The sequence below is a fragment of the Sphingopyxis sp. QXT-31 genome (assembly GCF_001984035.1).
GTDB lineage: Bacteria > Pseudomonadota > Alphaproteobacteria > Sphingomonadales > Sphingomonadaceae > Sphingopyxis.
Map to the genome: position 1 here is coordinate 1,201,659 of NZ_CP019449.1, position 25,007 is coordinate 1,226,665.

Annotated in this window: 20 protein-coding genes; 13 read left to right on the plus strand and 7 right to left on the minus strand. The window is 65.5% G+C overall.

Annotated features, from left to right (window positions below):
• The first annotated feature begins 10 nt into the window (after nt 1–10).
• The 12 genes from BWQ93_RS05950 to BWQ93_RS06010 all read left to right on the plus strand — a co-directional run bounded on the left by BWQ93_RS05950 (nt 11) and on the right by BWQ93_RS06010 (nt 15,122).
• Entirely contained in the window at nt 11–5,428 is a 5,418-nt protein-coding gene (locus BWQ93_RS05950; RefSeq protein WP_077029709.1) for a hypothetical protein, read from the plus strand.
• On the plus strand, nt 5,425–7,950 hold the full coding sequence (locus tag BWQ93_RS05955) for a hypothetical protein (RefSeq protein WP_077029710.1): 2,526 nt from the start codon (nt 5,425–5,427) through the stop codon (nt 7,948–7,950). Before BWQ93_RS05950 ends, BWQ93_RS05955 begins: the two co-directional genes overlap by 4 nt.
• A complete protein-coding gene (locus tag BWQ93_RS05960; protein WP_077029711.1) occupies nt 7,947–8,492 on the plus strand; it encodes a hypothetical protein in 546 nt (181 codons plus the stop codon). The genes BWQ93_RS05955 and BWQ93_RS05960 overlap by 4 nt, the downstream gene beginning before the upstream one ends.
• Complete coding sequence (locus tag BWQ93_RS05965; protein ID WP_156878162.1) at nt 8,483–10,336, plus strand: hypothetical protein; 1,854 nt, start codon at nt 8,483–8,485, stop codon at nt 10,334–10,336. The genes BWQ93_RS05960 and BWQ93_RS05965 overlap by 10 nt, the downstream gene beginning before the upstream one ends.
• A 17-nt stretch (nt 10,337–10,353) precedes the next feature.
• On the plus strand, nt 10,354–11,388 hold the full coding sequence (locus BWQ93_RS05970; RefSeq protein ID WP_077029713.1) for a hypothetical protein: 1,035 nt from the start codon (nt 10,354–10,356) through the stop codon (nt 11,386–11,388).
• Nucleotides 11,385–11,837 carry a hypothetical protein gene (locus tag BWQ93_RS05975; RefSeq protein ID WP_077029714.1) on the plus strand — a complete coding sequence of 151 codons (453 nt, stop codon included), beginning with the start codon at nt 11,385–11,387 and terminating at the stop codon, nt 11,835–11,837. The genes BWQ93_RS05970 and BWQ93_RS05975 overlap by 4 nt, the downstream gene beginning before the upstream one ends.
• Nucleotides 11,834–12,385, plus strand: a complete 552-nt coding sequence (locus BWQ93_RS05980; protein ID WP_077029715.1) for a glycoside hydrolase family 108 protein — start codon at nt 11,834–11,836, stop codon at nt 12,383–12,385. The genes BWQ93_RS05975 and BWQ93_RS05980 overlap by 4 nt, the downstream gene beginning before the upstream one ends.
• Nucleotides 12,382–12,786, plus strand: a complete 405-nt coding sequence (locus tag BWQ93_RS05985) for a hypothetical protein (protein ID WP_077029716.1) — start codon at nt 12,382–12,384, stop codon at nt 12,784–12,786. Before BWQ93_RS05980 ends, BWQ93_RS05985 begins: the two co-directional genes overlap by 4 nt.
• Nucleotides 12,783–12,983, plus strand: coding sequence for a hypothetical protein (locus tag BWQ93_RS05990; protein WP_198040477.1), 201 nt, complete (start codon nt 12,783–12,785; stop codon nt 12,981–12,983). Before BWQ93_RS05985 ends, BWQ93_RS05990 begins: the two co-directional genes overlap by 4 nt.
• A 1-nt stretch (nt 12,984) precedes the next feature.
• Complete coding sequence (locus BWQ93_RS20755) at nt 12,985–13,425, plus strand: hypothetical protein (protein WP_156878163.1); 441 nt, start codon at nt 12,985–12,987, stop codon at nt 13,423–13,425.
• Between the two features lie 279 nt (nt 13,426–13,704).
• The gene (locus BWQ93_RS06005; protein ID WP_077029720.1) at nt 13,705–14,493 is read left to right on the plus strand and encodes a hypothetical protein; all 789 of its coding nucleotides are present in this window, start codon (nt 13,705–13,707) and stop codon (nt 14,491–14,493) included.
• Nucleotides 14,493–15,122 carry a hypothetical protein gene (locus tag BWQ93_RS06010; protein WP_077029721.1) on the plus strand — a complete coding sequence of 210 codons (630 nt, stop codon included), beginning with the start codon at nt 14,493–14,495 and terminating at the stop codon, nt 15,120–15,122. The genes BWQ93_RS06005 and BWQ93_RS06010 overlap by 1 nt, the downstream gene beginning before the upstream one ends.
• Before the next feature lie 757 nt (nt 15,123–15,879).
• Here the strand turns inward: BWQ93_RS06010 and BWQ93_RS21090 are convergent.
• The gene (locus tag BWQ93_RS21090) at nt 15,880–16,050 is read right to left on the minus strand and encodes a hypothetical protein (RefSeq protein WP_198040478.1); all 171 of its coding nucleotides are present in this window, start codon (nt 16,048–16,050) and stop codon (nt 15,880–15,882) included.
• Nucleotides 16,051–16,390: 340 nt separating this feature from the next.
• On the opposite strand from BWQ93_RS21090, the gene BWQ93_RS06020 reads away from it, so the two are divergent.
• A complete protein-coding gene (locus BWQ93_RS06020; protein WP_198040479.1) occupies nt 16,391–16,642 on the plus strand; it encodes a Mom family adenine methylcarbamoylation protein in 252 nt (83 codons plus the stop codon).
• On the opposite strand, the gene BWQ93_RS06025 is transcribed toward BWQ93_RS06020, so the two are convergent.
• The 6 genes from BWQ93_RS06025 to BWQ93_RS06055 all read right to left on the minus strand — a co-directional run bounded on the left by BWQ93_RS06025 (nt 16,623) and on the right by BWQ93_RS06055 (nt 24,794).
• The gene (locus BWQ93_RS06025; RefSeq protein WP_077029723.1) at nt 16,623–16,841 is read right to left on the minus strand and encodes a hypothetical protein; all 219 of its coding nucleotides are present in this window, start codon (nt 16,839–16,841) and stop codon (nt 16,623–16,625) included. The genes BWQ93_RS06020 and BWQ93_RS06025 overlap by 20 nt on opposite strands.
• A gap of 186 nt (nt 16,842–17,027) precedes the next feature.
• Nucleotides 17,028–17,639, minus strand: a complete 612-nt coding sequence (locus BWQ93_RS06030; RefSeq protein ID WP_077029724.1) for a helix-turn-helix transcriptional regulator — start codon at nt 17,637–17,639, stop codon at nt 17,028–17,030.
• A gap of 840 nt (nt 17,640–18,479) precedes the next feature.
• Nucleotides 18,480–18,863 (minus strand): HIRAN domain-containing protein, encoded by a 384-nt coding sequence (locus BWQ93_RS06040; RefSeq protein ID WP_232314754.1) that lies wholly within the window; start codon nt 18,861–18,863, stop codon nt 18,480–18,482.
• 166 nt (nt 18,864–19,029) lie between these two features.
• Nucleotides 19,030–20,445, minus strand: coding sequence for an efflux transporter outer membrane subunit (locus tag BWQ93_RS06045; protein ID WP_077029726.1), 1,416 nt, complete (start codon nt 20,443–20,445; stop codon nt 19,030–19,032).
• Nucleotides 20,442–23,636 (minus strand): efflux RND transporter permease subunit, encoded by a 3,195-nt coding sequence (locus tag BWQ93_RS06050; protein WP_077029727.1) that lies wholly within the window; start codon nt 23,634–23,636, stop codon nt 20,442–20,444. The genes BWQ93_RS06045 and BWQ93_RS06050 overlap by 4 nt, the downstream gene beginning before the upstream one ends.
• A gap of 6 nt (nt 23,637–23,642) precedes the next feature.
• Entirely contained in the window at nt 23,643–24,794 is a 1,152-nt protein-coding gene (locus BWQ93_RS06055) for an efflux RND transporter periplasmic adaptor subunit (RefSeq protein ID WP_232314755.1), read from the minus strand.
• Between the last annotated feature and the right edge of the window lie 213 nt (nt 24,795–25,007).

The window sequence follows — 25,007 nt, forward strand, 5'->3', positions numbered from 1 at the left end:
GAGGCCACGCATGGACGACGGCACGCCTTCTCTTGAGGTCGGCTTCGAGATCGACACCAGCAACTCCTATCAGGCGCTTCTGGAGTTGCAGCGCGTTATGGATTCGACCGAGGTTAAGGTCGTCAACGACGCGGCCTCGATCGAGCGCGCAACCCGCGGCATGATCGACCTCACCGGCGCGACCGCCTCGATCACCAGTTTCGGCAACGCCGCGACCAAGGAACTGCAAGCTATCCGCCGAGAGCGTGACGCTGCCGAGCGCGGCGGTGAGGGTGTGTCTCGCCAGCTTGAGAAAGACATCGCCAATTTCGGCAAGACCCGAGCGGAGATCCGTGCGACCAAGATCGAAACGGCCGCGCTGCGCGCCGAGCAGGCCGGGCTCACAGAGCTTGCGGGGCGTCTGCGTGCGCAGCAGGAAGCGCTCGCTGCCGCCCATGCCGGCGCAGCGGCAATGGCCGCCAGCGAGGCGCAGGCGCTCCGCGATGCCGCTTTTGCTCATCAGATGTTCGAGGCGCGAGCCCGCGAGGGCGCCGCGGCTCTCCGCGAGATGGAGGCGGCCGCCGAGGCCGAGCGCCGCGCCCTCGACGCGACTGCAATCCGCGAGGCGGCTTGGGCGCACCAGATGTTTGAAGCCCATGCCCGCGCGGGCGCGCAAGCCATGCGCGAAGCTGAAGCCGCGGCGATGGCACAGCAACGCGCGCTCGTGGAAGCCAATCGCGAGACTGAACAGTCCGCCCGACGGGCCGCCGCTGCCGAGGCAGCACAGGCCGCTTCGGTCAATTCGCTTCGCGCTGCGGTCGATCCTCTTGCCGGTGCCCAGCAGCGGCTCAGCCGTGAACTGGAAAACGCTGTTCGCCTCTACCGTGCCGGTGCGATCGGGATGGATGAGTACGAGGCGAGCACGCAGACCCTCGGCGCTCGAATCGAAATGGTGCGGCAGGCGCAGGCCCGCCAAGCGGCGGGTATGGACGACGCCACCGACGGCGCGCGGCTGCGAGCGAACGACCTCACGAACATCATGTTCCAGCTGCAAGACATCTTCGTCAGTCTCGCATCGGGGCAGAACCCCTTCGTTGTACTCATTCAGCAGGGCGCACAGCTTGGCGGCATCATGGCGCAGACGGGGATGTCGGCGGCCGCAATGGCGCAGGCCATTTTCGGCCTGTTCGTAGTCACGACACCGACCGCTGCCGCCGTTGCGGCGCTGGCCGCCGCCGACGCGCAGCTTGCCGCCGCGCAGGCCGCGGCGACCGCGAGTGGAACGACCGCGGCGATCAGCGCCGCCGAGCTTGCCGTCGCCACTGAGGTTGCTGCGGCCGCCGCCACCGCCGACGCAAATGCGCAGCGCGCGCTCGCCGTCGCGCAAGCCGCCGTGGCCGGGTCCGCCGCTGCCGACGCGGCTGCAATTGCCGCACTCGCCGCTGCGCAGGCGGCCGCAACTATCACTGCCGCCGAGATGACCGCGGCCGAGGCCGCAGTCGCGACCGCGACGACTGCCGCCGCTGGCGCGTCCGAACTGGCGACCGCCGCCGCCTCCCAGCTCGCCGCGGCGCAGGCCGCTGCTGCCGCCGCTGGCAACGCCGCGGCAGCTTCGGCGACACGCGCCCTTGCCCCCTGGCTCCGCGTCCTCGGCCCCTTCGCTCTCGCTCTCGGCGCCGCCGCCGCAGCGATCAAAGTGCTCCAGAGCAATGCGAACGAAGGCCGCGACATGGAGGCCTACGCCAAGTCCCTCGGCCTCACCGCGAAAGAGGTCCGCAACCTCGATGACGTGACGATCACCTTCGGAGATACTGCGAAGGCTGTTTTTCAGGTCGCCGGTCGCGCGATCTGGGACAACATCGGCCCAGCTGTCACCCGCGTCTGGACCGTCATGAAAGAATGGACCGCGTGGATTTTCAGCGGCGTCAAAGCGGCCGTGAACTTCATGATCGGCGGGTTCGTCGGCGCCTACACCATCATCACCGAGAACTGGAGCAAGTTCCCCGCGGTCATCGGCGACGTCTTCTACAGCGCCGTGAATAATGCGATCGGCGCGATCAATGCGCTGATTGAAAAGGCGGTCTCGGGGGTCAACGGCTCCATCGACACAGCCAACGGCATCCTTGCCAAGGCTGGGCTCGAGTTGCCCCAGCTCACCGCGCCCCAGATCGAGGAACTGAACAACCAATATAAGGGCGCCGCCGAGAAGTTCGGCAAGACCGTCACCGACACCATGGGCAAGGCTATGGGGGTCGACTACATCGGCAACGCTGGCGCCGCGGTCTTCGGCCAGGCAGAAAAGAATGCGCGCAGCCGGCTCTACGAGCAGGCGCTGGAAGCTGGCTATCTCGATCCCGAGGCGGGGAACAAGGGCCGCACGCCTTCAGACCGTCTCGCCCGCGAGGCCGAGGCCACCGAGGCGCAGATCCGCAATCTCTATGCACTGGCGGCCGCCTATCGGGTCTCCGGCGCCGAGGCCCTGATCGCCGAGGCCCGTGTCAAAGCCGAGAGCGAAGCGATCAAGAAGCGCGGCGACGTCGAGGCCATGGTCAACCGGCAGATTCGGCTCGCCATCGCGCAACGCATCAAAGACGCCGCCGAGAGCACCGCCGCCATGCGCGAGCAGGCCACCATCCAGTCGGAGGTGAACGCTCGGGTTGCTGCCGGCAACCTCACCTCCGAGCGCGCCGCGGAGATCGTCAGGGAGCGGATTGCTGATCTTCCCTTGCTTGCCGCTGCGCAGGCCGCGCAGCAGCGCGGCCTCGCCGCCGAGGCGTCCGCTGCGATGAAAGCCCTCGCCGACCAGCAGGCCATTCGCGAGGACATGCGCAAGGCCGAAGAAGAAGCTCGGTTCAATGCGTCCATTGCGGACGGTGCCGATCGCCTTGCGATGCTCCGCGAGGAGTTGCGGCTCGTCGGCGCGACGAACGAGGAGCGGGTCCGCGCGTTGGCGCTGCTCAAAGCGACGCAGGAAGCCGAGACCTATGCCGATCCGGTGAAGCGCGAGGCCTATATCGCACAGCAGATGGCGATTGCTGAGGCCTCGCTCGCAGTCGAGCGCGAGGCTGACGCGCTTCGTCGCCTGCGTGAGGAGTTTGATTATCTGACAGACGCTGCCCGTGAGGCCGGCGACTCCATTGCAAGGGCCTTCGGCGGTGTGGGCGATTCGATCGCCGACGTGATTGACGTCCTCACCGAATATCAGCGTCGCCAGAACGAAATCGATGAGGCGCGCAAAGCGGCGGGGAACAACCAAGCCCGGCAGCGCCTGCTCGACAAGCAGACCCGCGCCGTTGAGCTCCAGTCCTACACCGCACTCGCAGGCGCGGCGAAGACGTTTTTCAAGCAGGGCAGCGACGGTTACAAGGCGATGGCGGCGGCTGAAAAGGCCTTCGCCCTCGTCCAGCTCGCAAACACTGCGGTCAACGTGGCGGCCGGCGCCGCAAAGATTTTCGCCAGCCTCGGTCCCTTCGCCTTCCCCGTCGTAGCGGCGATGCTCGGCGTGATGGCGGCGCTCGGTTTCTCGAAGGGTGGCGGCGCCGGATCGCAGCCGCAGACCAACGAGGGCACCGGCACGGTGCTCGGTGACAGCGAGGCCAAGAGCGAGAGCATCAAGCGCTCGATCGACGCGCTCCGCGAGATCGACACGCTCATGCTCAACTATTCGCGTCAGATGGCCGGGTCGCTCCGCACGATCGAGGACAACATTCAGGGCTTCGCCAGCCTGCTTGTCCGCAATGCCGACGGCATCAATGCGAACATGGGCGTCAAGGAAGGGTTCAAGAGCAACGCCGGCACTACGCTCGCCGGAATCGGCTTCCTGCTGGGCGGCGCGCTCGGCGCGGGCATCGGCGCGCTGCTGACCAAAATCCCGATCGTCGGCAGCATCCTCAAGGGCCTGTTCGGCACGAAAACGACCGTCGTCGGCAGCGGTCTGTTCGGTGGGTCGCAGTCGCTGGAGGACATCCTCGCGGGCGGCTTCGACGCTCAATATTACAGCGACATCAAGAAGAAGAAGAAGTTCTTCGGCATCTCGGCGGGCACGTCCTATTCGACGCAATACAGCTCGGCCGACCCGCTGCTCGAAAATCAGTTCACGCTCATTCTGCGGGAGTTCAACAACGCCATTCTCGCGGCCGCCGGCCCCCTCGGGGCGGCGACCGCCGAGATACAGCAGCGCCTCAACGGCTTCGTGCTCAACATCGGCAAGATCGACCTAAAGGGCCTCACCGGCGAGCAGATCGATGAGAAGCTGAACGCTGTCTTCGGCGCCGCCGCCGACGACATGGCGCGCGCAGCCTTCCCCTTTATCGATCAGTTCCAGAAGGCGGGCGAAGGCGCGTTCGAGACGCTGGTGCGGGTCGCCTCGACGATCGAGGCAGTCACCGCCTCGCTCGACATGCTCGGCCAGGGCGCCACCGACTTGAGCATCGCGGTAAAGCTGGGGCTCGCCGACCAGTTTGACAGCGTTTCGGACTTCACCAACGCGATCGACGCTTACTTCGGCGCCTTCTACACGAAGGAGGAACAGGCCGCCGCGCGCATGGCGCAGATGACGCAGGTTTTCGAGAGCCTCGGCCTCACCCTGCCCACCTCGCTCGCTGCATTCCGCCAGCTCGTCGAGGCGCAAGACCTCAACACCGAGGCGGGTCGCGCTGCCTATGCCACCTTGCTCAAGCTCGCCCCGGCCTTCGCCGATCTGCAAGCCGCTATGGAGGGCGCCAAGTCGGCGGCGGACATCGCGAGCGAGCGTCAGGATCTGCAACGCCAGCTTCTCGAACTGCGCGGCGACACCGCGGCGCTCCGCGCGCTGCAACTCGCGAAGCTCGATCCGAGCAACCGCGCGCTGCAAGAGCAAATCTGGGCCGTTCAGGATGCCCAGGCGGCCGCCAAGGCCGCCGATGAACTGCGCAAGGCGTGGCAGTCGGTCGGCGACAGCATCATGGACGAGGTGCGCCGCATTCGGGGCCTCACCGACGCCAACGGCGGGGGTGGCTTCGCTTCGTTGCTCGCGCAGTTCAACGCCGCCAACGCGGCCGCACGCGGCGGCGATATGGACGCGGCCAAAAGCCTGCCCCAGCTTTCGCAGGCCCTTCTCGCCGCGGCGGCCGACGCTGCAACGAGCCGTCAGGAACTGGACCGCGTGCGCGCGCAGACCGCTGCGGCCCTTGAGGCGACGTTCGGGCTGGTCAATGGCCTTGCCGGCAATCCGACATCGAACGCGGCGCTGCTCAACGCGGGCGCTGCGTCGCAGGCGCCCGGTGCCGCCAATGACAACGCGGCTGCAGACAGCGTCGACGAACTGCGTGCTGAGACCGTTCAGCTTCGCGCCGACCTCACAGCGGCGCTCGCGACGATCGCCGCCAACACCGGCGCGATCAAGCGCAAGCTCGACGACGTTACAGCTCAAAGCGGAGGCGACGCGGTCTCGACGGTGGCGGCTGCGTGAGGGTCGTTCCAGAAGGTGGCGAGGCGATCGACCTCGGCACCGTCGAGACAACGCCGACGATCGGGATTGTCGACTATAGCCGCCGCGTAACCGACGACTTCGGCGTTACGACGGTTGTTCGGCGCGGCTTCTCGCGGCGCATGTCGGTGCGCCTCGCCCTGCCCTCCGACACCGTCGACGAGGTGCGGCGCACTTTCGAGGCCGTGCGCGCGCAGCCCGCGCAATGGATTGCGAGCGACGATTTCGCGTGGCTGAACTTCGAGGGCTTCTACAAAGACTTCGAGATCGACCTCGCCCTGCCCCCACTCAGCTTCTGCACGCTGACGGTCGAGGGGCTGGCCGAAACCGAGACCGTTCCCGACACCGGCGAGGAGGCCGCGCCAGATGGCGGCATTTCATCGCTGCTGCTCGTGCAGCCCGTCGACATCGGCGAGGCCGAGCTCGTCGCCAGTGATGTCGCCGAGGACGACTATGCCGCATGGTCCGCGGGCAACGTCTACACGGCCGGCGCGCGCGTGCTGCGGGCTCCCTCGCACCGGATTTATGAGAGCGCGGCCGACGGCAACACTGGCAATGACCCGACCGGCGCCTCGGGACTGTGGATCGATGTCGGCCCGACCAATCGATGGGCGATGTTCGACCAGGCGCTCGGCACGTCGACCGCGCGCGATGACGGTTTTGCCGTCACGCTCGCCGCTGGGCCGATCGAGGCGGTGGCGCTGCTCGATGTCGTCGGCGCGACGGTGCGCGTGCAGACGACCGGCTATGACCAGACGCAGCCCGTTGTCGAGGGCGCTATCGTCTTCCTCGACCTCCCCGCGGTCGACGAGGACGTCATCGTCACCATCGCCGGCACGGGCGAGACCAGCGTCGGCACCCTGCTCGTGGGGCATATCGCGACCCTCGGCCGCACCGGGGATTCGCCGACTGCCGGCATCACCGATTACAGCCGCAAGGAGACCGACGACTTCGGCGAGGTAACCCTCGTTGAGCGCGCCTTCGCGAAGCGCATGAGCGCGCGCGCGATCATCAGCACCTCGGCGGTCGACCTCGTTGCAAACCGCATTGCTGCGGTGCGCGCCCGGCCCTCGCTCTGGATTGCCGACACCTCTTTCGACAGCCTGATTGTCTACGGCTTTTTCAAAGACTTCTCGATCGAGGTCGGCGAGAATGTCAGCGTCCTATCGCTTTCGGTCGAGGGCCTGTCCAAGGCCGCGCCGCTCGCCTCGCCCGACGACGCCACCGAGCCGCCGACCAGCAACGGAGCCCTGCCGCCTTCGCCTATCTCCGAGGGGCACCTCTGGTTCGATCCGAACGACGGGCAGCATGGCTATCGGCAGGACGGCACGACGCTCACCGATGGTGGCTTCCCGGTCACCGACGGGGGCGAGCCGATCGGCTGCTCGGGCTGGGTCAGCATTCGCGACGGCGAGGCATCCCGCGCGGGCGAGCTCGCCGACGCCGCGATCGACGATCTCTATGCGCTTGGCGAAGACGGCATTCTAACGGGCACGGAAAAGCGTCAGGCGCTAATCCCGCGTTCGGCCTCGCTGGAGTCCGCCTATACCGCCCTCGTCGCCGCGGCGGCGACTGTGGGCGTTTCCTCGACGGCGGCGGCCGCCGCGCGCACCGACTGGATAAGCTGGCGCGATAGTCTCGTGCCCGCGTGGAACGACGCCGAGACCGACACGTCTGTCGACCGGGTTATCTACCGAACGAAACTGGAGGCATACGATGCCGCGCTCGAAAATCTTGCGCGCGCGGTCACCGAGGCCGCCTCGATCGAGCTGACGCTCGCGCCGAACGTCGTCACGATCCGCGCGACCGCGGCCGGCACTCCCTATGACGACGAGCTGCCCGTGACCTTTGTCCCCGCGCTCCTTTCGGGGACGACCAACCGAAACGCCGGCGCGACTTGGTCGATGACCCTTTCGCCGACACTGGCGGGGACGCAGGACACGACCAGCAACACCGCATCGGAGGGCGCGGTGACGATCACTACGGCGACCGGCGACGGCTCCATCACCGTGAGCGCGGAGGGCAAGACTGCGACGGCACGCCTCGTCGTGCAGCGCGACGCAGCGCCGCCGCCGACCGAGGCGCCTGGGGGCGGGGTCACCCTGTCGACCAGCACCGTTTACGGCGCCGTGACGCTCACGACGTTCCCCGCGGACCCGCCCGAAATCAAGACGATCCGCAGCGCCTCGTCGGGCGATGTCGAGTTCGTCGGCAGCTGGGAGTATGGCGGCAATAATCGTGTTCTCGCGGGCAAGCTCGTCTACCGCGTCGCAGGCTCAGGCGGGGCGTGGAACGATGTCGCTGCCCAGACGACCGGCTCGGCGAGCGGGCGCACCTATGAGGATTACGGCGAGACCTTCGAGGTCTGGAACGGCATCTGGCAGCAGATCGTCACCATCACCCTGACCGCGTCGACCGATTATGAATGGGGCACGATGCTCCGCCGCGCAGGCTCCAGCGCCAGCGTCACCCCGTTCGGCATGTCGCAGGCGAAGCAGCCGTGACGCGCTGGGGCATCTTTGACGACGGCGTGCTGAAAGCGACCGTCCTCCATCCTACCGAGCCGACCGGTGCCGACATCGGTCTCGATCTCACAGGCTGCAGCGTCGTCGCGCTGGAGCGCGCGCCTGACCCGCGTTTCGAGACGGCCTCGCCGTCGACGGGCGCGATCGAGAGCGACGCGATGCGCGCGGCCGAGGCCTTCGCCGCGCAGGTTGACGAGATATTCGAGGAGCGCGCTCTGGCGCTCGCCGTCCCCGAGATGAAGCAGCGGATGCACCGGCGAAAGGAAGCCGAGGCCCGCGCGCTGCTGGTCGACCCCGAGGCGGAAACGCCCATGCTGTCCGCCGAGGCTGCGCAGACAGGGCAAACCGTCGCCGAGATAGCTGCGGCGGTGCTCGCAAAGGTCGAGGCGGCGATTGCTGTCGACGCCGATCGGGAAGCCGCGCGCCGAGGTGCCAAGCTTGCCGTGCGCGCGGCGGCCGATGCCGCCGCGATGCAGATCATCACCAACGATTTCAGAGACGAGGTGTCGCTATGGACTTGAGGACGCTTGCCACTCCCTCCACGGCGGCGCGGGCATCTGTCCGGCTGATCGGGCAAGGTCCGGCGCCGGCCTATGCAGGCTACGAGGTGTCGCTCGGCGACATCGACATGAAGCTCTCGGCAGCGCTGTCACTCAGCGGCTATTCGACCAAGGAAACTTGGCCTGAACTGGCCGCGGTGACCGGGACGCCGAACGCTTGGGCGATCGTCCCGCTGCACGCCGGGACGCATACCGACCCTGTTACCGGCGCCACGGTGCAAAACACCGGCGTTTATAAGTGGAACGTCACTCCTCCGGGCTGGAAGCGCATGTTCGACACGCAGGCGCTCGCGGCCGAGCTGGTTCTCGCCGAGATCGATGCGACGTTGAGCGATGCCGGCTTTCTGCTGGTCGCCGCCGACCTCGCGCTCGGCGTCACCTCGAAAATCGGCACCGTCTCGACGAACATCGCCGCGATTACCGCCGTTGCTGCCAATGCCGCGAACATCAACACACTCGCCCCGATCGCTGCCGCAATCTCGACCTTGGCGGGCATCTCGGTTGCTGTCTCGACGGCCGCGACGAATGCTGACGCGATCGTGGACGTCGCCACCGACCTCAACCTCGGCGCTTCGTCGCTCATCTTGCAAGCGATCGACGCCGCAACGGCGGCGATAGCTGCCGCAGCGACCGTGGGGCTCGAAACCGGCAACCAGAACGTGAGGGCGGCGCTTGGCGGCAGCGCCGAGGGCAAAAAGGTCCGGCGCGCAGTGATGCGCTACGACGTTCACGCGAAAGCGGTCATCTCGAATCGCCTTCTCACCGAAATGCAGAATGCCGGGCGGCTTCTCTGGGACGTCATCGGCCATAGCGACCCGGCAGGGTCCGGCGTCGTCTCCGCGGGGTCGGGGCGCAAGCCGTCGTCGGGCATCTCCGGCTCGGACCCGCGCCACCTCGAGTTTCTTTTGCAGCAAGGCTACGATCCCGGCTACCGCGTCATCAACCGCGCGGTGAGCGCGCGCAAGAGCCCCGCGATGGCGGCGCTCACCGGCTCGATCCCGATCCTCGTCACGCTCGCCAGCGGAACGACGCTGCCCGCCAGCGGCGCCGTGGCGCTGAGCCTCGTCACCCCGGGAACGCACGGCCCCTCGGAGATGCGAGGCACCGGGTACGACGTCTACGAGGGCTATATCGGGACGCAGCGCTGCCGCCTGATCAACACCGGCACCGCGATCAACACCGTCGCGGTGCCGATCTACACCCTCGAACAGGTCGGCGGCACCGCGCCGATCACCGTCAATCCCTATACGCATTTCATCCTCGCGCCCGATCCGATCGACTATGCGCAGCAGATCCTTTTCGCGACGCGCAACGATCCGCTCGTGGCGACCTCTTATTTCATGGTCGACGCGATGGTGACCGCGCGCCGCCCCGGCGCGCCGGTGCCCTTCATCTTCGGGACGTGGAACTGGGGCGATGGCACCGAGGACATGCTCTACCCCGGCGGCGTACCCACGCCCTCGGCCGGCTTGAGCCGGGTGCTCACGGAAAACGCCCGGATGCAGGACAAATATGGCCGGCGCTTCTTCGACTGGCGCGCCTGCTTCCGCGGCGATGCGCCCTATGACGGCACCGTCTACCCTTCGATCTGGCAGTTCACCGGTATCGATAAGAACCAGGCGGCGAACGACTATGTCACGCCCGGCGACTGGATCACGAACGGGCGCCTGCCGAAGTTCTGGTTCGGCCCCGGCAAGGGCGGGAGCGACCTGCAGCACACGAACGAGGACACGAAGTTCTACCGCATGAAATACTTCCTCGAAATCATCGCGAAGCCCTTGGGCGTGCTGGAGTACGCGGCATGACACAGAAGAAAGCTGTAATGCTCGGCACCGCCGACACGACGCTCTATGATGGCAGCTTCGAGATTTTCGACGCCGAGATCATCCGCAAGAGCAGCGTCTTCTCGTTCATCCCGCGGCACCCGGTCTATGGCCTGACGGCGCCCCCGTCGAACGGCTCGCAGATCCAGAACGCGGCTTGGCGAAACCTCGCCGAGCTCGCCGGGGTGAGCGAGGCCGCAGCGCGCTATAGTACCTGCCTCATGGGCACAGACGTCGGGCCGACGAAAATGAAGCTCGAGCTTACGCCGAGCGGCCTGCACGGCATCACGAGCCAGACCGTCGCGACGAACCAGACCTATTGCGAGATTCAGGCTCCGGATGCCGGCAAGCAGTACGTGCTCGATAATTCGCTCGCAGGTGTCACCGATCCCTCGACGGCGGTAGCGGGCAATCAAGAAGGTCAGCATCGTTGGGGACTGGTCTACATCGGCAAGATGACGCGGATGTACCGCACCGACAGCAGCAAAGTCGGCAACACCGCCTCAATCGTGATGTTCGGGTCGTCTTCCTATGCGCAAGGCAACATGCGCGGCGATGGCAACATCGTGAACTATGGCCTCGTCAGCCACGAAAACACTGGCATGTCGACCATCTCGTCGTCGCTGGTCGGCAATCTGAACGATCCGCCGACGCCCTACGCCGTCGACGTGCCCCAGCTGCGCTGGATGGTGACGCGCGGGTGGAATGGCGGCAAGCCGCCTGCCATCTCGAACTTCAAGCTGGGCGTGGGTTTCGGCCATGCCTGGGGGCAGACCGGCGCGAACTTCCTCAACGCGGCTCAGTCGCACGAGGTGTGCGAAATGCACGTCATCGACCTCTCGATCTTCAACGACTATGGGGCCGCCCGCGCAATGCAATCCGGCCTCGGCTCGACCGGCTATGACAAGAGCCACGAATACGGCGACATCTTCCGCGTTCGCGGTGACGTGCAGTCTGCCTTCAAGCGCATCAAAGCGCCCGGCGGCTATATGTACGGCAGCACCCCGCCGACCGCGCCGGCGACGATCCCGTGACCCTCGCCGAGATCGCGCCCTATGCTGGCGCCGTCGTCACCTTCATCGCGACATGGGGCTGGCAAGCCTACGTCCATCGCGAGACCCGCCAAGAACGCCGCGAGACCAAGGCGGCTGAGGTCGAGCAGCATCGCGATGAGCTGACCTTCCAGCTGCTCCGCGCGGCAAAGGACGAGGTTGCCGAGGCACGGAAGGACGCCAAGGAAGCGCGCGAAGAAATGAACGCGCTCCGAGCCATCGAAGAGCATTTCTATCACTTCGAGCAGGCGCTCAATCATCTGGAAGCCGTCCTCACCGCGGACGGCCCGGAAGCGCGCGCTGTCGCCGAGAAAAACGCGACCGCCTTCCTCGCCCGCATGCGCCGCCTTCAGCAGGCCAAGGGCAACATCCAACAGGAAATTCAGGTGATCGAGAGCGCTCACCGACTGGACGAAAGGGACGGCGAATGACGATCGACGAAATGATCGACGGTATCCTCGATCGCGAGGGCCGCTATGTGAACCACCCGAGCGACCCCGGCGGCGCAACGAACTGGGGCATCACTCAGCGCGTTGCGCGCGCGAACGGCTATCAGGGCGATATGCGGACGCTGCCGAAGGCAACGGCCCGCGAAATCTATCGCCGCGAATATATCGAGAAGCCGGGCTTCCTGCCGATCGCCGAGATCGACCCGCTGGTCGCCGAGGAAGTCATCGACAGCGGCGTGAACGCCGGACAAGCGCGCGCCGGGCTCTGGTTTCAGCAGGCGCTGAACGTGCTCAACCGGCGCGGGCAGGACTATGCCGACATCGGCGAGGATGGCAAAGTCGGCAAGCAATCGATCGCTGCATTTCAGGCGCTGCGCCGCAAGCGCGGTGAGCAGGGTGCCCGACGCCTTATGCTCCGCGCGCTCAACGGCCTCCAGTTCGCCCACTATTTCAATCTCGCCAAGGGCGGCACGAAGTTCGAAGACTTCATGGTCGGCTGGGTCGACAGCCGGGTCGGAGCGATCGGATGACCTTTCTCGAATATCTCGATCGCGTGGGCGAGCGTCGGCAGGCTCGCGCGCTCAAGCGCGTTGCCATCCTTCCGAACGACTTTCGCGGCTGGCTCGGCTTCGGCCTGTTCTTGCAATCGACGATGCTCTTCCTGCTGATTGCGGCGGTGCCGAGCTTGCGGGAAAGCCAAGGCTTCCTGACGCTCGCATCGGCGGTCATCGTGACGGGGTGGATCGGCGGCGCCGCGGCGTTCGCCTATGCTGCCGGCAAGCGTGACGCCGAGCAGCAAGAACAGACCCGACAGGCGCTCGATCTTGCGAGCAGTGCCATTGCGAACAACGCAGGCGGCGAAGCGGGCGCGGCGCGCCAAGTCGCCGACGCGGCGGACGCGGAAGCCGAAGCTATCGAGGCTCGGCGTTGATGCCCCGCTACTTCACCCGCCCCCGCGCCCAAGGATGGGTAGGCGACGACCTCTACGACGACGAGCGCAAATCATTGCGTCCTGATCTCACTGTTGACGAGCACGTCGCGACCGACACCGGCCTTCTGGACGCTGGCGGCAATACCGTCATGCGCGCTCCGAACCCTGTCGGTTTTGGCCGCGACGAGGAGTGGTGAAATGATGTTCCTAATCGCCAAGCTCGGCGGATGGCTCTCGGGCAAACTGCTCGGCGAGCTCGGTGGCCGCATTACGGAAAACCGCGCCGACGCCATTTCGGCATGGCTGCTTGCTCTCGTCGGCCTGCTGATCCTCGGCGGCGCGCTGTACCTTGGCGTTAACGCGATCCGCAACGACGCGCGAAACGATCTGCTTCGCGACCAGGCGGAAGAGCGGCGGGCAGCTCTCGAAGCGCAAAGGATTCGCGAAAGCGCCGCGGCTGCCGCGCGCGCCGGGGAACTGGCGGCCGGTGCTGCCGCCGACGCCGAACAGCAAAAGGAGCTGACCGATGCAACGAAAGACCTTCCTGATTCTCGCCCTTCCGATCGCGCTCGCCGCCGCGTCTGTGTCGAGCTGCAGCAGCAAGATCGGGCCGCCGGTCGACCTCCGCGTCCCTGCTGACACCTTCGACCGCCCTGACCGGCCACAGATGACCGCTGAGGCACTGGAGAGCGCAGAGGCGGGCGAAAGGGTGCAGGACGCCCGCGACGCATGGGGAAAGGCTCTGGCCCGTCAGCTTGACGCCGCCTGCCGCCTGCTGGCGGCGAGCGGGGTTGTCGGGCTTAATCCCTGCCGACCGGCGAAGGCCGAGTGGGAATGATGGGCGTGGCTGCGCACGGTAAGGATTTCACAAAGCCCCCGCATTAGGCTATCACCCCTCGCTGTTGGGAAGGGCAGAACGTGGACGTCATCGGACCTCGCCAGATTGAGCTCAAAGTCCACGGCCTCACCAAAGAGGATCACGGGCGCGTCCTCGCGCGCACGTTCGCCACCAAGCTTACGCAACTGGTGGCCGCCTTAGAGGCCGCGGACACGCTCGCAAACGGCGACGCGACGCACGACTATATTCTCGCAAATATGCATATGTCCGAACCGACGGCATTACTGCGGGAAGTGCCGATCAAACCTGATTTTGACGGCGTGTCAGCCATCCCAACCTTCAACGACGCAATCGACGGCATTAAGGTCCAAGACTCGCGCGTTGTCCGGCTGGCGCCTGTCGTTCAAAAGGTGAGCCGCCTAACCGCCGGGGCAGAAAGCCGGTTCGGTTTCGCCGAAGTGCGCACAGATGCGGTCGTTACCCGCATCGACGACTTCCTGCGTAAAAGGGCTAATGCTGCTCGGAAAAGCGCGCGCGGGGCTTGGTACGATGGCGTGTCGATGGGTTCCTTCGATGGCATCCTGGACTATGTCGATCTTCGCGGGTCGCTCCCGCAAATCAAACTCACACTCTCCGCTGGTGGCAAAGAAATCGACTGCGTTTGTAGCCGAGAGGACATCGACGCTCTCGGCGACGCCCTGCATAGCCGCGTAAGAGTGCATGGCCGGGCCATATATTCCTCCACTGCGCCGCTCCCTCTTCGTGTCGAAGTCTCTTCGATTGAGCCCATAAAAAAGGACGGCGACCTAACCCGTTGGCGCGGCGCTTTTCGACCGTTCACAATTGAAGCATGGGACGGTGACGCCTGATGCTCGACAATCTGTTCTGGGATTCTTGCCTGTTCATTCGCTACGTCACGAACGACGTAGAAGCTCCCCATTTCGCTGACATTGCCCGTTTCGTGGACGAAGCGAAGGCGAACAAGCGTAAGATATTCTATTCGACGATTTCGCTGGCGGAGTTCCGTCAGGAGTATTTCGACAACAGCCAGTTCGGCTCGATCCGAGATTTTTTCGACGACATGGGGTCGGCCTGCATACCGATAGAGCCCAGCCCCAACGTGCTGATCGGGGTCAGCGAATTGCGAAGCGCCAAGTCAACGAATCCGGGTGACCCGAAAGGCAAAGGGCGGGTCATCGCCACGCCCGATGCTATCGTGATGATGTCCGCGCTTTATGCTCGCGACGCGCTGGGTGTCGCAGATATTGTGCTGCATTCGACGGACGAGGGTAAAGGCAAAGGCTGGGCCGGGAAGACCGTGCCTATCATCGGTTTCGAGGCGTGGTACCCGGAGGCAACCCGGACAGATCGGGTGAAGGAAGTATGCTCTCTCGCTAGGGAAAAGCCGATCCACCCGGTGCCGGATATGTTCGTAGGCAACGTCGTAAATGTCGCTTTTGACGCAAAGCGAGCAAATGGCGAGCAACCCACGGCCTGAGAGAAGCGCCTGATTAGCGACTGGCGGGCGCGACCCTCGCGAGAGGCCCGACGCCGCGCCCTACGGGAATACTGCGAAATCACCGCCGCCCCAGCACCTGCAATACCTGCCACCCGTACCGTCCCATCGTCGCCAGGCGCTCGTCAAAGCGCTTGGGGTCGTCGTCGGTGCAAACAGGTCAGGCTCGTCCTTGGGGGATGAAGGCCTGACCTGCTCGCGGTCCGTGAGGTCGTTCGGACCAGCGGAGTGGGACCGCCGTTGAAATGATAGCTCCCCGAGCCGTTGTTGCAAAGGCGACAGTGGGCGCGTCCGCTAATTCAAAGCCGGACCGCGCCCTATTTCGACCTAGTGGACCGAAAGTCTCGTCAGGAGCTCGGGAGCCTCCTGCAGGTGTTCCAGAACCGCTGTCCAGAACGCAACCTCATCCTTAGCGTTGCGCTCTTGCGACCAGCCGATTTGACGCTCGACCATTTCTTCGGCCTTCTCAGCATGGCGTTGCCGAAGGCTGCTCGCACAGCTCGCAACAGTGTGCTTACCAAAAGAGAGCATGCCAGTTCTCCCCTCTACGGATACCCCTCCGCGAGTCTCAAATATCAAAAACTGCTCTTTTGAAAAAGACCAACTTCCCGGCGGCGTGGCGTCGTTAACTTTAGAGGCGTATGAAATTATCTCCGGTCGCCCGGATCCCCACGAAAAGGGCGGCCAGGCCGGGGCGAAAGGTTGGTCCCCACCGTCCCGGCCACCTTGAGCGGGAGCGCTAGTCGAGCACCTCAGCGCCGTCCGCAGGCGTCTTGGTCACCGTAACGATTACAGGCTCATCCACGACGGCCGCAGGAGGCTCGAAAGACTGCTCTTCTCGGTCCCGCTCGGCCGCCGCGCAGCCCGTTGCTGCAATCAGAACCAGCGCGGCCACTGTCGTGCGCCTCATGATGTTCTCCCCACAAGAATCAATCTGTTAGCGAAATGAAGCTTGGACCATTCCGTCCGCGGAAGCTATTCGGAAGCGCGGCCTATGGTCGTGGTCGGCGCAAGTCGGCGAGCGGGCAACCGGGCTGACGTACCCAGAGGCGGCGCGGTTGCCCGCTATTCGGCATCGCCAGGATCGAGCGGCCTCTGCCCTCAACATATATCAATGCAAATTCTGCGACCGACCGCTAGGAAGTCACCAACGACTCGGTCTGCCCGCCGTCAAATGCGACCCGAGACGAACGGCAGATGTAGGGGGCGATGTCGATTGCGAACATCGTTTGGAGCGGCGCAGGGGGGACTTGCGCCGCTCCTTTTTTGCCTTCTTCTGGGAGCTTGATGGCGAGTTCTATCACAACTCGCTGGCGACCAACGGCAAGAAGGTCGGGCCGCGCGCGGCGCATCTGCGGGCGAATATCGAGCGCGCCACGCGCCACGAGCTGCGCCAGTTCCGATACCTCCGATTCCTCAAGCCGCGGTTCGCGAAAGGGTGCCGCCATCCGCAGCGGCCCTTCCCCAAACCCGACTATGCGGTCAGGAAGGAAGGAGCCTGATATAATCCCGCATGGCGACAAAGCCCGGATTGAGGCGCTCTACCGCGCGCGCCGCATCGCCTTCGTTTTCGGCCGCGATCATTGTGACGTGGCCGAGCCTCTCGGGTTCGGTCGCCACCTCCTGCCCCCGATAGTTCCGGAGCCAATCAGCCACGAGATCGCGTTCGACGTAAGGCACAGAGAAAGATTTTTTGGCCATGCGGCGATTATAGGAGCGCGCATGAAATTGACCAGTTGCAGTTTCCGCTGAGCAGCGGCAGCAGCGGCGTGCGGCCCGTCGATTGGACGAGCCCCCGACCAGGGGGTGCGAGGACGGCGTGACCCCGTCGGGCCGCTCCACAACATCAAAGGCGGCGGGTCTCCAGACCTCGCCGCCTTTTGTGTTTCAGACCTCCTCGGCGGCCGCGAGCATGCCCAGTAGATAGGCCTTCACCTCTTTGGCATTCTCAAAGCCGCCGGCCTGCACGAAGCGGCCCTGAATGCCGAAAATGTCGTTCAGCGCCGCGACGAACTGGCCTACCGCCACGGCGCCCCAGCCCTTGCCGGCGATCTGGCCGATCCAATTGGTGAGGCTTTCCGCGTCCACCATGTCGGTGAGCGGGACATAGTAGCGCTCGGTTCTCCCCATGATCTCGTTACCATCCCCGTCCCGGTCGACGACATCTTCGCGGCTGTCGAGGTCGAGGGTGAGGCTATCGGCGCTGAACCTCCACCGCCCCCACGTTCGACCGTCGGCCAACTTCCGGCTTTCCTCCCACAAGTCGAAAAGCTGACCGGGGCTGTAGATCGGGTCGTCACCGGCTTCGACGTCGGGCCGGGCTTCGGGATGGTCGACGAGGTAGAGTACAGCCATCGCCGTGCGCGGCTCGATCGCCTTCTCGCCGCGCTCCATCATTCCGATGAATTGCGGCGTCATGCCGAGGCCCCTCGCCAGTGCGGCTTGGCGCAGGTTCATCGCCTTGCGCAGCGCCCTTAGGTCGTCTCCTTGCATCATCATCGCATCGCCTCTATCTTGCACCCTATCCCGCCCCGGAGGCTAGACCGGGGCGGGGGCTTCTAGGCTTGGATTGTGAAGCTAAAGGTCACTTTCCAAACCCGGAGCCGGATCGAGAATGACATTCTCTTTCCTTTCAGGTTGTCGGCGGGATCAGGTGAGTTCCCTCTCCGTCCGACAAAAATGGTTATACAAACTCAGTTGCTATCTGTCCAGCAGAAAAGCAACTGAGTTTGTTTTTTGGGGGTGATATGAAGCTTGCTCTCGTATTGCTAGCGGCGGCCACGCAGCCCCTCCCGACTAGCGAATCTGCGACTGTCTTCGCTATGACTTCCAACGACGGCGAGGCCTTCGTCTGCGCCGATTTGATTGAAGCTCAGCAGATAAATGAATGGCAAGCACGACAATGGATACTGGGATTCTGGAGCGGGCTTAACGTAGCTTTCGGAGTATCAGGCGTAGCCCCCGATGACGTAGGAAAATCTACGACACCCAGTGGCATTGTGGGTGAAGTAAAAGCGCTCTGCTCCCGCCAGCCCTCACAGCCCTTACCCCAGGCAGTTCGAGACGTCTATTTGCGCATGCGCAATTCCGGTCTGTAGCTGAGCATTACAGGCCTCGCCCGACGATCACTTGGGCTACTTCCATTCCTTTGCTTGTCAGTTCCGTGAACGCATCGTCAGTTACCCCGGTGTATCGCTCGATCAGCCCGAAGGCCTGCAGTGCGTTATCGGTGCGCTTAAACGGCAACGACTGCCCAGCGTGAGCGAGTTCGCACAGCCGGCGTTTCTTAGGCCCGCTTAGCCGCTCAGCCAGGTAAGTTGGGTCAAACATGCTCTGTCCTCAATCTGGACATTCGTCATCCGGCCACCAATCCCGATAGGGCTGGCGACCGGCCGCGGTCGTAGGCGGCAGCGTCGGAGCCTCGCCGTTGAAGGCGATGCGGACGAAGGCCCCATACTCATTCAAACCTTGGAAGATCGCCCACACGTCACCGCGGCTTTGCTGCAAACCGACGAACGGCGCACGCCCGGCTGGGAGATAGCCCAGTTGCACGCCCTCGGGCGAATCGATGGCGATGGCGTTCGGGTCGGCCGGGTTTTTCGGCTCCGCGCGAAGTTCGACCTTGTCGCCGGGCACGAGCAACTCGGCTGCGAAGCGCCTTGTCGGCACGCGCGCATTGGGGAAGTTGAGGGCCCGGATCGGCAACGTGATCTGCGTCAGCATATGCGCTATTTAGTGCCGCAAGCCGTCCCCTGCATTATCGAAATGCCGGGGTGGATTTTTATTTTATGGTATAATTTATGGTATACCATAATCCTGTCGAAATAAACCGATGCTTTTTCAAGGTCTAAGGCGCTTGATGCAATGGCCTCCCGCTCCGCCATTTACCTCAGTCTGCGGACACCCCGTCGTCGCCCAGCGACCGGTACAGCGTGATCCGGTTGCGCACTGCCGCCAATTCCACCGCAATTTCGCTGCGTCGCGCGCTGTAGAGGCTGCGCTGGGCGTCGAGGCTCGACAGGAAGCTGTCGACGCCGCCGCGGTAGCGCGCGTCGGTCAGGCGCGCGGTGTCGGCGGCGGCTTCGGTGTTCGCATTGGCAGCGCGAAGGCGCTCGCCGAGCGTGCCTTGGTCGGCGAGCGCGTCGGCGACTTCGCGGAAGGCGGTCTGGATCGCGCGTTCATAGGCGGCGAGCGCGGCGTCGCGTTGCGCTTCGCTGACCGCCACGCCCGCGCGGCGCCCGCCGGCGTCGAAGATCGGCAGGCTGGCGTCGGCGCCCGCGGTGAGGCGGAAGGCGTCGCCGGTGAACAGCGAGCCCAGCGCATCGCTCGCGAAGCCGAGCAGCCCGGTCAGCGAGATCGTCGGGAACAGCCTCGCGCGCGCGACGCCGATATCGGCATTGGCGGCGCGGAGCAGATATTCGGCCTCGACCACGTCGGGACGGCGGAGCAGGATGTCCGAACTGGTCCCGGCGGGCAGCGTCGCTATCGAGGCGCTGACGTCGTCGAGGCTCGCGGGCAGCAGCGCCCGGTCATAGTCCGCGCCGACGAGAAGGCGGATCAGATTCTCGTCCTGCGCCACCGCCGCGGTCTGCAGCGCGAGGTCGCCCTCGGCGGTCGCGAGTACCTGTTCGGCCTGGCGGAGATCGGTGCGTGGCGCGACCCCGCCCTCGAGCCGAGCGCGGGTGAGCGTGACGCTGCGCCGCGCGCTTTCCGCCGTGTCGCGCGCTATCGCGAGCAGTTCGCGGTCGGCGGCATGGTTCGCCCAGGCTTCGGCGAGGTCGGCGATCAGCGCCAGGCGCACCGTGCGCGCGGCAGCTTCGGTCGCGAAGGCGCGGTCGCGCTCGGCGGCGGTCGCGTTGGCGAGCCGCCCGAACAGGTCGAGCTCGAACGCCGAAACGCCGGCCTGTAAGGCATAGCTCTGGCGGCCACCGGAACCGGTCGTGCCGACCGTGCCGCCGTTGCTGACGCCGCCGTCGGTATAGTCGGCCGAGCCGCTGACCCCGATAGCGGGGAATTGCGCCGAGCGCGTGACGCGCACCTGCGCGCGGGCGGCTGCGATATTGGCGGCGGCGATACGCAGGTCGCGGTTGTTGGTAAGCGCCTGGCCGATCAATTGCTGCAGCCGCGGGTCACGGAACAATTCGTGCAGCGTCACGCGCGGCAGCGCCGCTTCGCTCTGCGCAAGATAAGCGTCGCCGACGGGCCACGATACCGGCGCCGGCACCGCCGGCTGCACATATTTGGGCGCGAGCGAGCAGGCGCCGAGCGCGAGCGTCGCGGCGCCGAGAATCAGCGCGCGCCTCATGCCGTCGCCACCTTGCCGCCGCGGCGACGGCCCAGCCACTCGCGCGCCGCCTTCACCCCGTCGCGCACGCCGCGCCGCACGAGCACGAAGAAGAGCGGAATGAAGAAGATCGCGAGGAAGGCCGCGGTCAGCATGCCGCCGATCACCGAGGTGCCGATCGCGACGCGGCTGTTCGCCCCTGCCCCCGTCGCGATCGCGAGCGGCAGCACGCCGAAGATGAAGGCGAAGCTGGTCATCAGGATCGGGCGCAGGCGGATGCGCGCGGCCTCGACCGCGGCCTCGATCACGCGCTTGCCCTTACGCTCTTCCTGCTCGGCGAATTCGATCATCAGGATCGCGTTCTTGGCGGCGAGCCCCATCGTCGTGAGCAGCCCGATCTGGAGATAGACGTCATTCTCCAGCCCGCGCAGGTTCACCGCGACCACCGCGCCGATCAGCCCGAGCGGGATGACGAGCAGCACCGCGAAGGGGATCGACCAGCTCTCGTAGAGTGCGGCAAGGCACAGAAAGACCACGAGCAAGGAGATGGCGTAGAGGAAGGGCGCCTGCCCCGACGACAGCCGCTCCTGATAGGAGGAGCCCGACCAGGCGACGCTGGTCCCGGGTATCTCGCCCGCCATCCGCTCCATCTCGTCCATCGCCTCGCCCGAGCTGGTGCCCGCCGCGGGCTGGCCCGAGATTTCGAACGCGGGCACGCCCTGGAAGCGCGAACTGCTGCTCGGCGTGGTCGACCAGCCGATTTTCGAGAAGGCCGAGAACGGCGACATCTCGCCGTCGTTCGAGCGCACATACCATTGGCTGAGGTCCTCGGGCTTGGCGCGATAGGGCGCGTCGCCCTGGACATAGACACGCTTGACGCGCCCGTCGTCGATGAAGTCGTTGACGTAACGCCCGCCCCAGGCGGTCGCGAGCGTGCTGTTCACATCGCTGTTCGTAAGGCCGTAGGCGGTCAGACGCTGCGTATCGATATCGATCTTGAGCGTCGCGACGTCGGGCAGGTCGGACAGCCGCACCGAGGTCAGCTTGGGATTGGCATTCGCCATCGCCAGCAGGCGCTCGCGCGCCTCGACGAATTGCTCGCGGCTCATCCCGCTGCGGTTCTGGAACTGCATCGTGAAGCCCGACGAGTCACCCAGACCGCGCACCGCGCCCGGCACCAGCGCGAAGATCTGGGCATCGCGGAGGCCGCTCAGCGCCGCCCGCGCCCGCTCGGCGATGGCGTCGGCGGTATTTTCCTTGCCCGGGCGGTCGTCCCAATGGACGAGGTTGACGAAGCCCTGCCCCGTATTCTGCCCCGCCGCGGCGCCGCCACCGCCGCCCGCGATCAGGAACAGCGCGCCGGTGTTCGCCTTTTCCTGCGTGAGCATATATTTTTCGATCTCGTCGCGTACCTGCAGCGTTCGTTCTTGGGTCGCGCCCGCGGGCAAACGGAATTGGACCTGGACGCGCCCCTGGTCCTCGCCCGGCAGGAAGCCGCCGGGCAGCCGTAGGAACAGGAAGACGAGCGCGACGAGCAGCACCGCATAAATGCCAAGGAACAGCCATTTGCGGTCGACTACCTGGGTCACGCTGCCGACATAGCGCTCGACCAACGAATCGAAGCGTGTGTTGAAGCCGTTTTTGGCGCGCTCGAACACCGCGCGCGCGCGCGGGAAGCGCCCGCCCGCGGTGGCGGCTTCGCCATGGTCCTTCGGCTTGAGCAGGGTCGAGGTCAGCGCGGGGCTCAGGATCAGCGCGACGAGCACCGAGAGCATCATCGCCGAGATGATCGTGACCGAAAACTGCCGGTAGATGACCCCGGTCGACCCGCCGAAGAAGGCCATGGGGAGGAACACCGCCGCCAGCACCAGCGCGATCGCGATCAGCGCGACCTGCAGCTCCTGCATCGACTGGATCGTCGCCTCGCGCGCCGACATGCCGGGATTTTCTTCCATCAGGCGCTCGACATTCTCGACCACAACAATCGCGTCGTCGACGAGCAGGCCGATCGCCAGCGTCAGCCCGAACAAAGTCAGCGTGTTGATGCTGAACCCCAGCATATAGAAGATGGCGAAGGTCCCGAGCAGCACCACCGGCACCGCGATCGCCGGGATCAGCACCGCGCGCCAGCTCTGCAGGAAGACGAACATGACGAGGATCACGAGCAGGATCGCCTCGAACAGCGATTTCTGCACCTCGCTCACCGACAGCTTGATGAACTCGGTCGAATCGTTGGCATAGCTGTAGGTCAGGCCGTCGGGGAAATCGGCCGCGAGCTCCTCCATCCGCGCCTTGACCCGCTCGGCCGTTTCGAGCGCGTCCGATCCCGGCGACAGCGAGATCGACATGCCAGCGCCCGGATGACCGTTGATCCGGCTGACCACGGCATAGCTTTCGGCACCGATCTCGACGCGCGCGACGTCCTTGATCCGCACCGTAGACCCGTCGGGCAGCGTCTTGAGCACGATATTCTCGAACTCGGGCACGGTCTGCAGCCGCGACTGCGCGGTCACCGTCGCGTTGAGCATCTGGCCCGCGGACGACGGCAGTCCCCCGACCTCGCCTGCCGCGACCTCGCTGTTCTGCGCGGTGACCGCCGCGATCACGTCGCTCGGCATCAACGACACCGCCGCCAGCCGCTGCGGGTTGAGCCAGATGCGCATCGCGTGCGGCGCGCCGAAGATGTTGACGTCGCCGACGCCCTCGACGCGCGACAGCGGATCCTGGATGTTCGACGTCATATAGTCGGACACGTCCTGGTTCACGCGCGTGTCGGTCTCGTCATAGACGCCGACCAGCAGCAACGTGTCCGAATTCGACTTGGTGACGCGCACCCCCTGCTGCTGCACCTGCTGCGGCAGGCGCGACAGCGCGGCCTGGATCTTGTTCTGGACCTGCACCTGCGCGATGTCGGGATCGGTGCCCTTGGCAAAGATCGCGGTGATGCTCGCCTGCCCGCGCGAGCTGGACTGCGAGCTGAAATAGAGCAGGCCGTCGATCCCGGTCAGCTGCTGTTCGAGCACTTGGGTGACGCTGTTCTCGATCGTCTCGGCCGAGGCGCCGGGATAGCTGGCGCGAACGTTGACCTGCGCCGGTGCGATGTCGGGATATTGCTCGATCGGCAGCATATAGAGCGCGCCGACCCCGCCCAGCATGACGATGATCGACAGCACCCAGGCGAAGATCGGACGGTCGATGAACAGGCGTGACATGGGCGGTCAGTCGCCCTTCTTCGCTTGCCCGCCCGCCGCGCCGCCACCCTTTGGCGCGCCGACCCGCTGCGCGCTCGACGCCGCGACGGGGCGGATATCCTGTCCCTGGCGCAGATTGCCGAGCCCCTGCGTGATCACGCGGTCGCCCGCCTTGAGCCCGTCGGAGACGACCCAGAAGGCGCCGAGCGTGCGGTCGGCCTTCACCTTGCGGCGCATCGCCTTGTTGTCCTTGCCGACGAGGTAGACGAAGGCCGAGCCGTCGAAATCGCGCTGGATCGCCGCCTGCGGCACGCGGAAGGCGTTCTGCTCGATCGCCTGGTCGAACACCGCTTTCACGAACATCCCGGGCAGCAAGGTGCCCTGCGGGTTCGGGAAGCGCGCGCGTAGCGCGATCGTGCCGGTCTCTTCGTTCACCACGGCTTCGGAAAACTCGATCGTACCGGTAAGGCCATAGGCGCTGCCGTCCTCGAGCAGCAGCCGCACATTGGCGCCGCCGGGCAGCACGCCCCCGCTCGCGATCGACTGGCGCAGCGTCGTCAACTCGGCGCTCGACTGCTGCATGTCGACATAGATGGGGTCGGTGCGCTGGATCACCGCCAGCGCGTCGGCCTGGTTCGCGTTCACCAACGCGCCCGCGGTGAACAGGGTGCGGCCGATGCGCCCGCTGATCGGCGCGCTGATCGTGGTGAAGCGCAAATTGATCCGTGCGGTTTCGAGCGCCGCGGCATTCTGCGCGACGACGGCATTGGCGACGCGCGCCTGCGCCGCGGCGTCGGTGTAATCCTGCTTCGCGATCGCCTCCATCTCGGCGAGCGGCCTGAAGCGGTCGGCGCGCGTCTTCGCGGCCTCGGCGCTGGCGCGCGCGCTAGACAGGTTTGCCGACGCCTGGTCGACCGCGGCGCGGTAGAGGCTGGCGTCGATCTGGAACAGCGGCTGTCCCGCGCGGACATAGCTGCCCTGCTCGAACAGGCGGCGCAGGATGATGCCGTTGACCTGCGGTCGCACTTCACTGGTCTCGAAAGCGACGGTGCGGCCGCCGAGCTCGATCGGCACCGGAACCGCGCCGGGCTGGACCACGACATATCCGACCTCGGGTGCCGGGCGCCCGCCCTTGCTGTCGTCGCCCGCCGAACAGGCGGCGAGCGTAGCCAATGCCATGGAGACAGCGCCGAGCCGCAGCATCGACCGCCCATATTTTTGCATTCGAAGGACCTTTTCGGGCTTGGGGACAGCCTGTTTCGCCGCTCATTCAGCAAATTGAGCCGCCGCGCGCAATGGCTTGGTTGCGATTGCGACAAGTTGCGACACTTTTCCTGCCGTGGTCCGCGTTATTTTTCCAAGGCCGCGCCCGGTCCGCTCCGTCAAGCCATT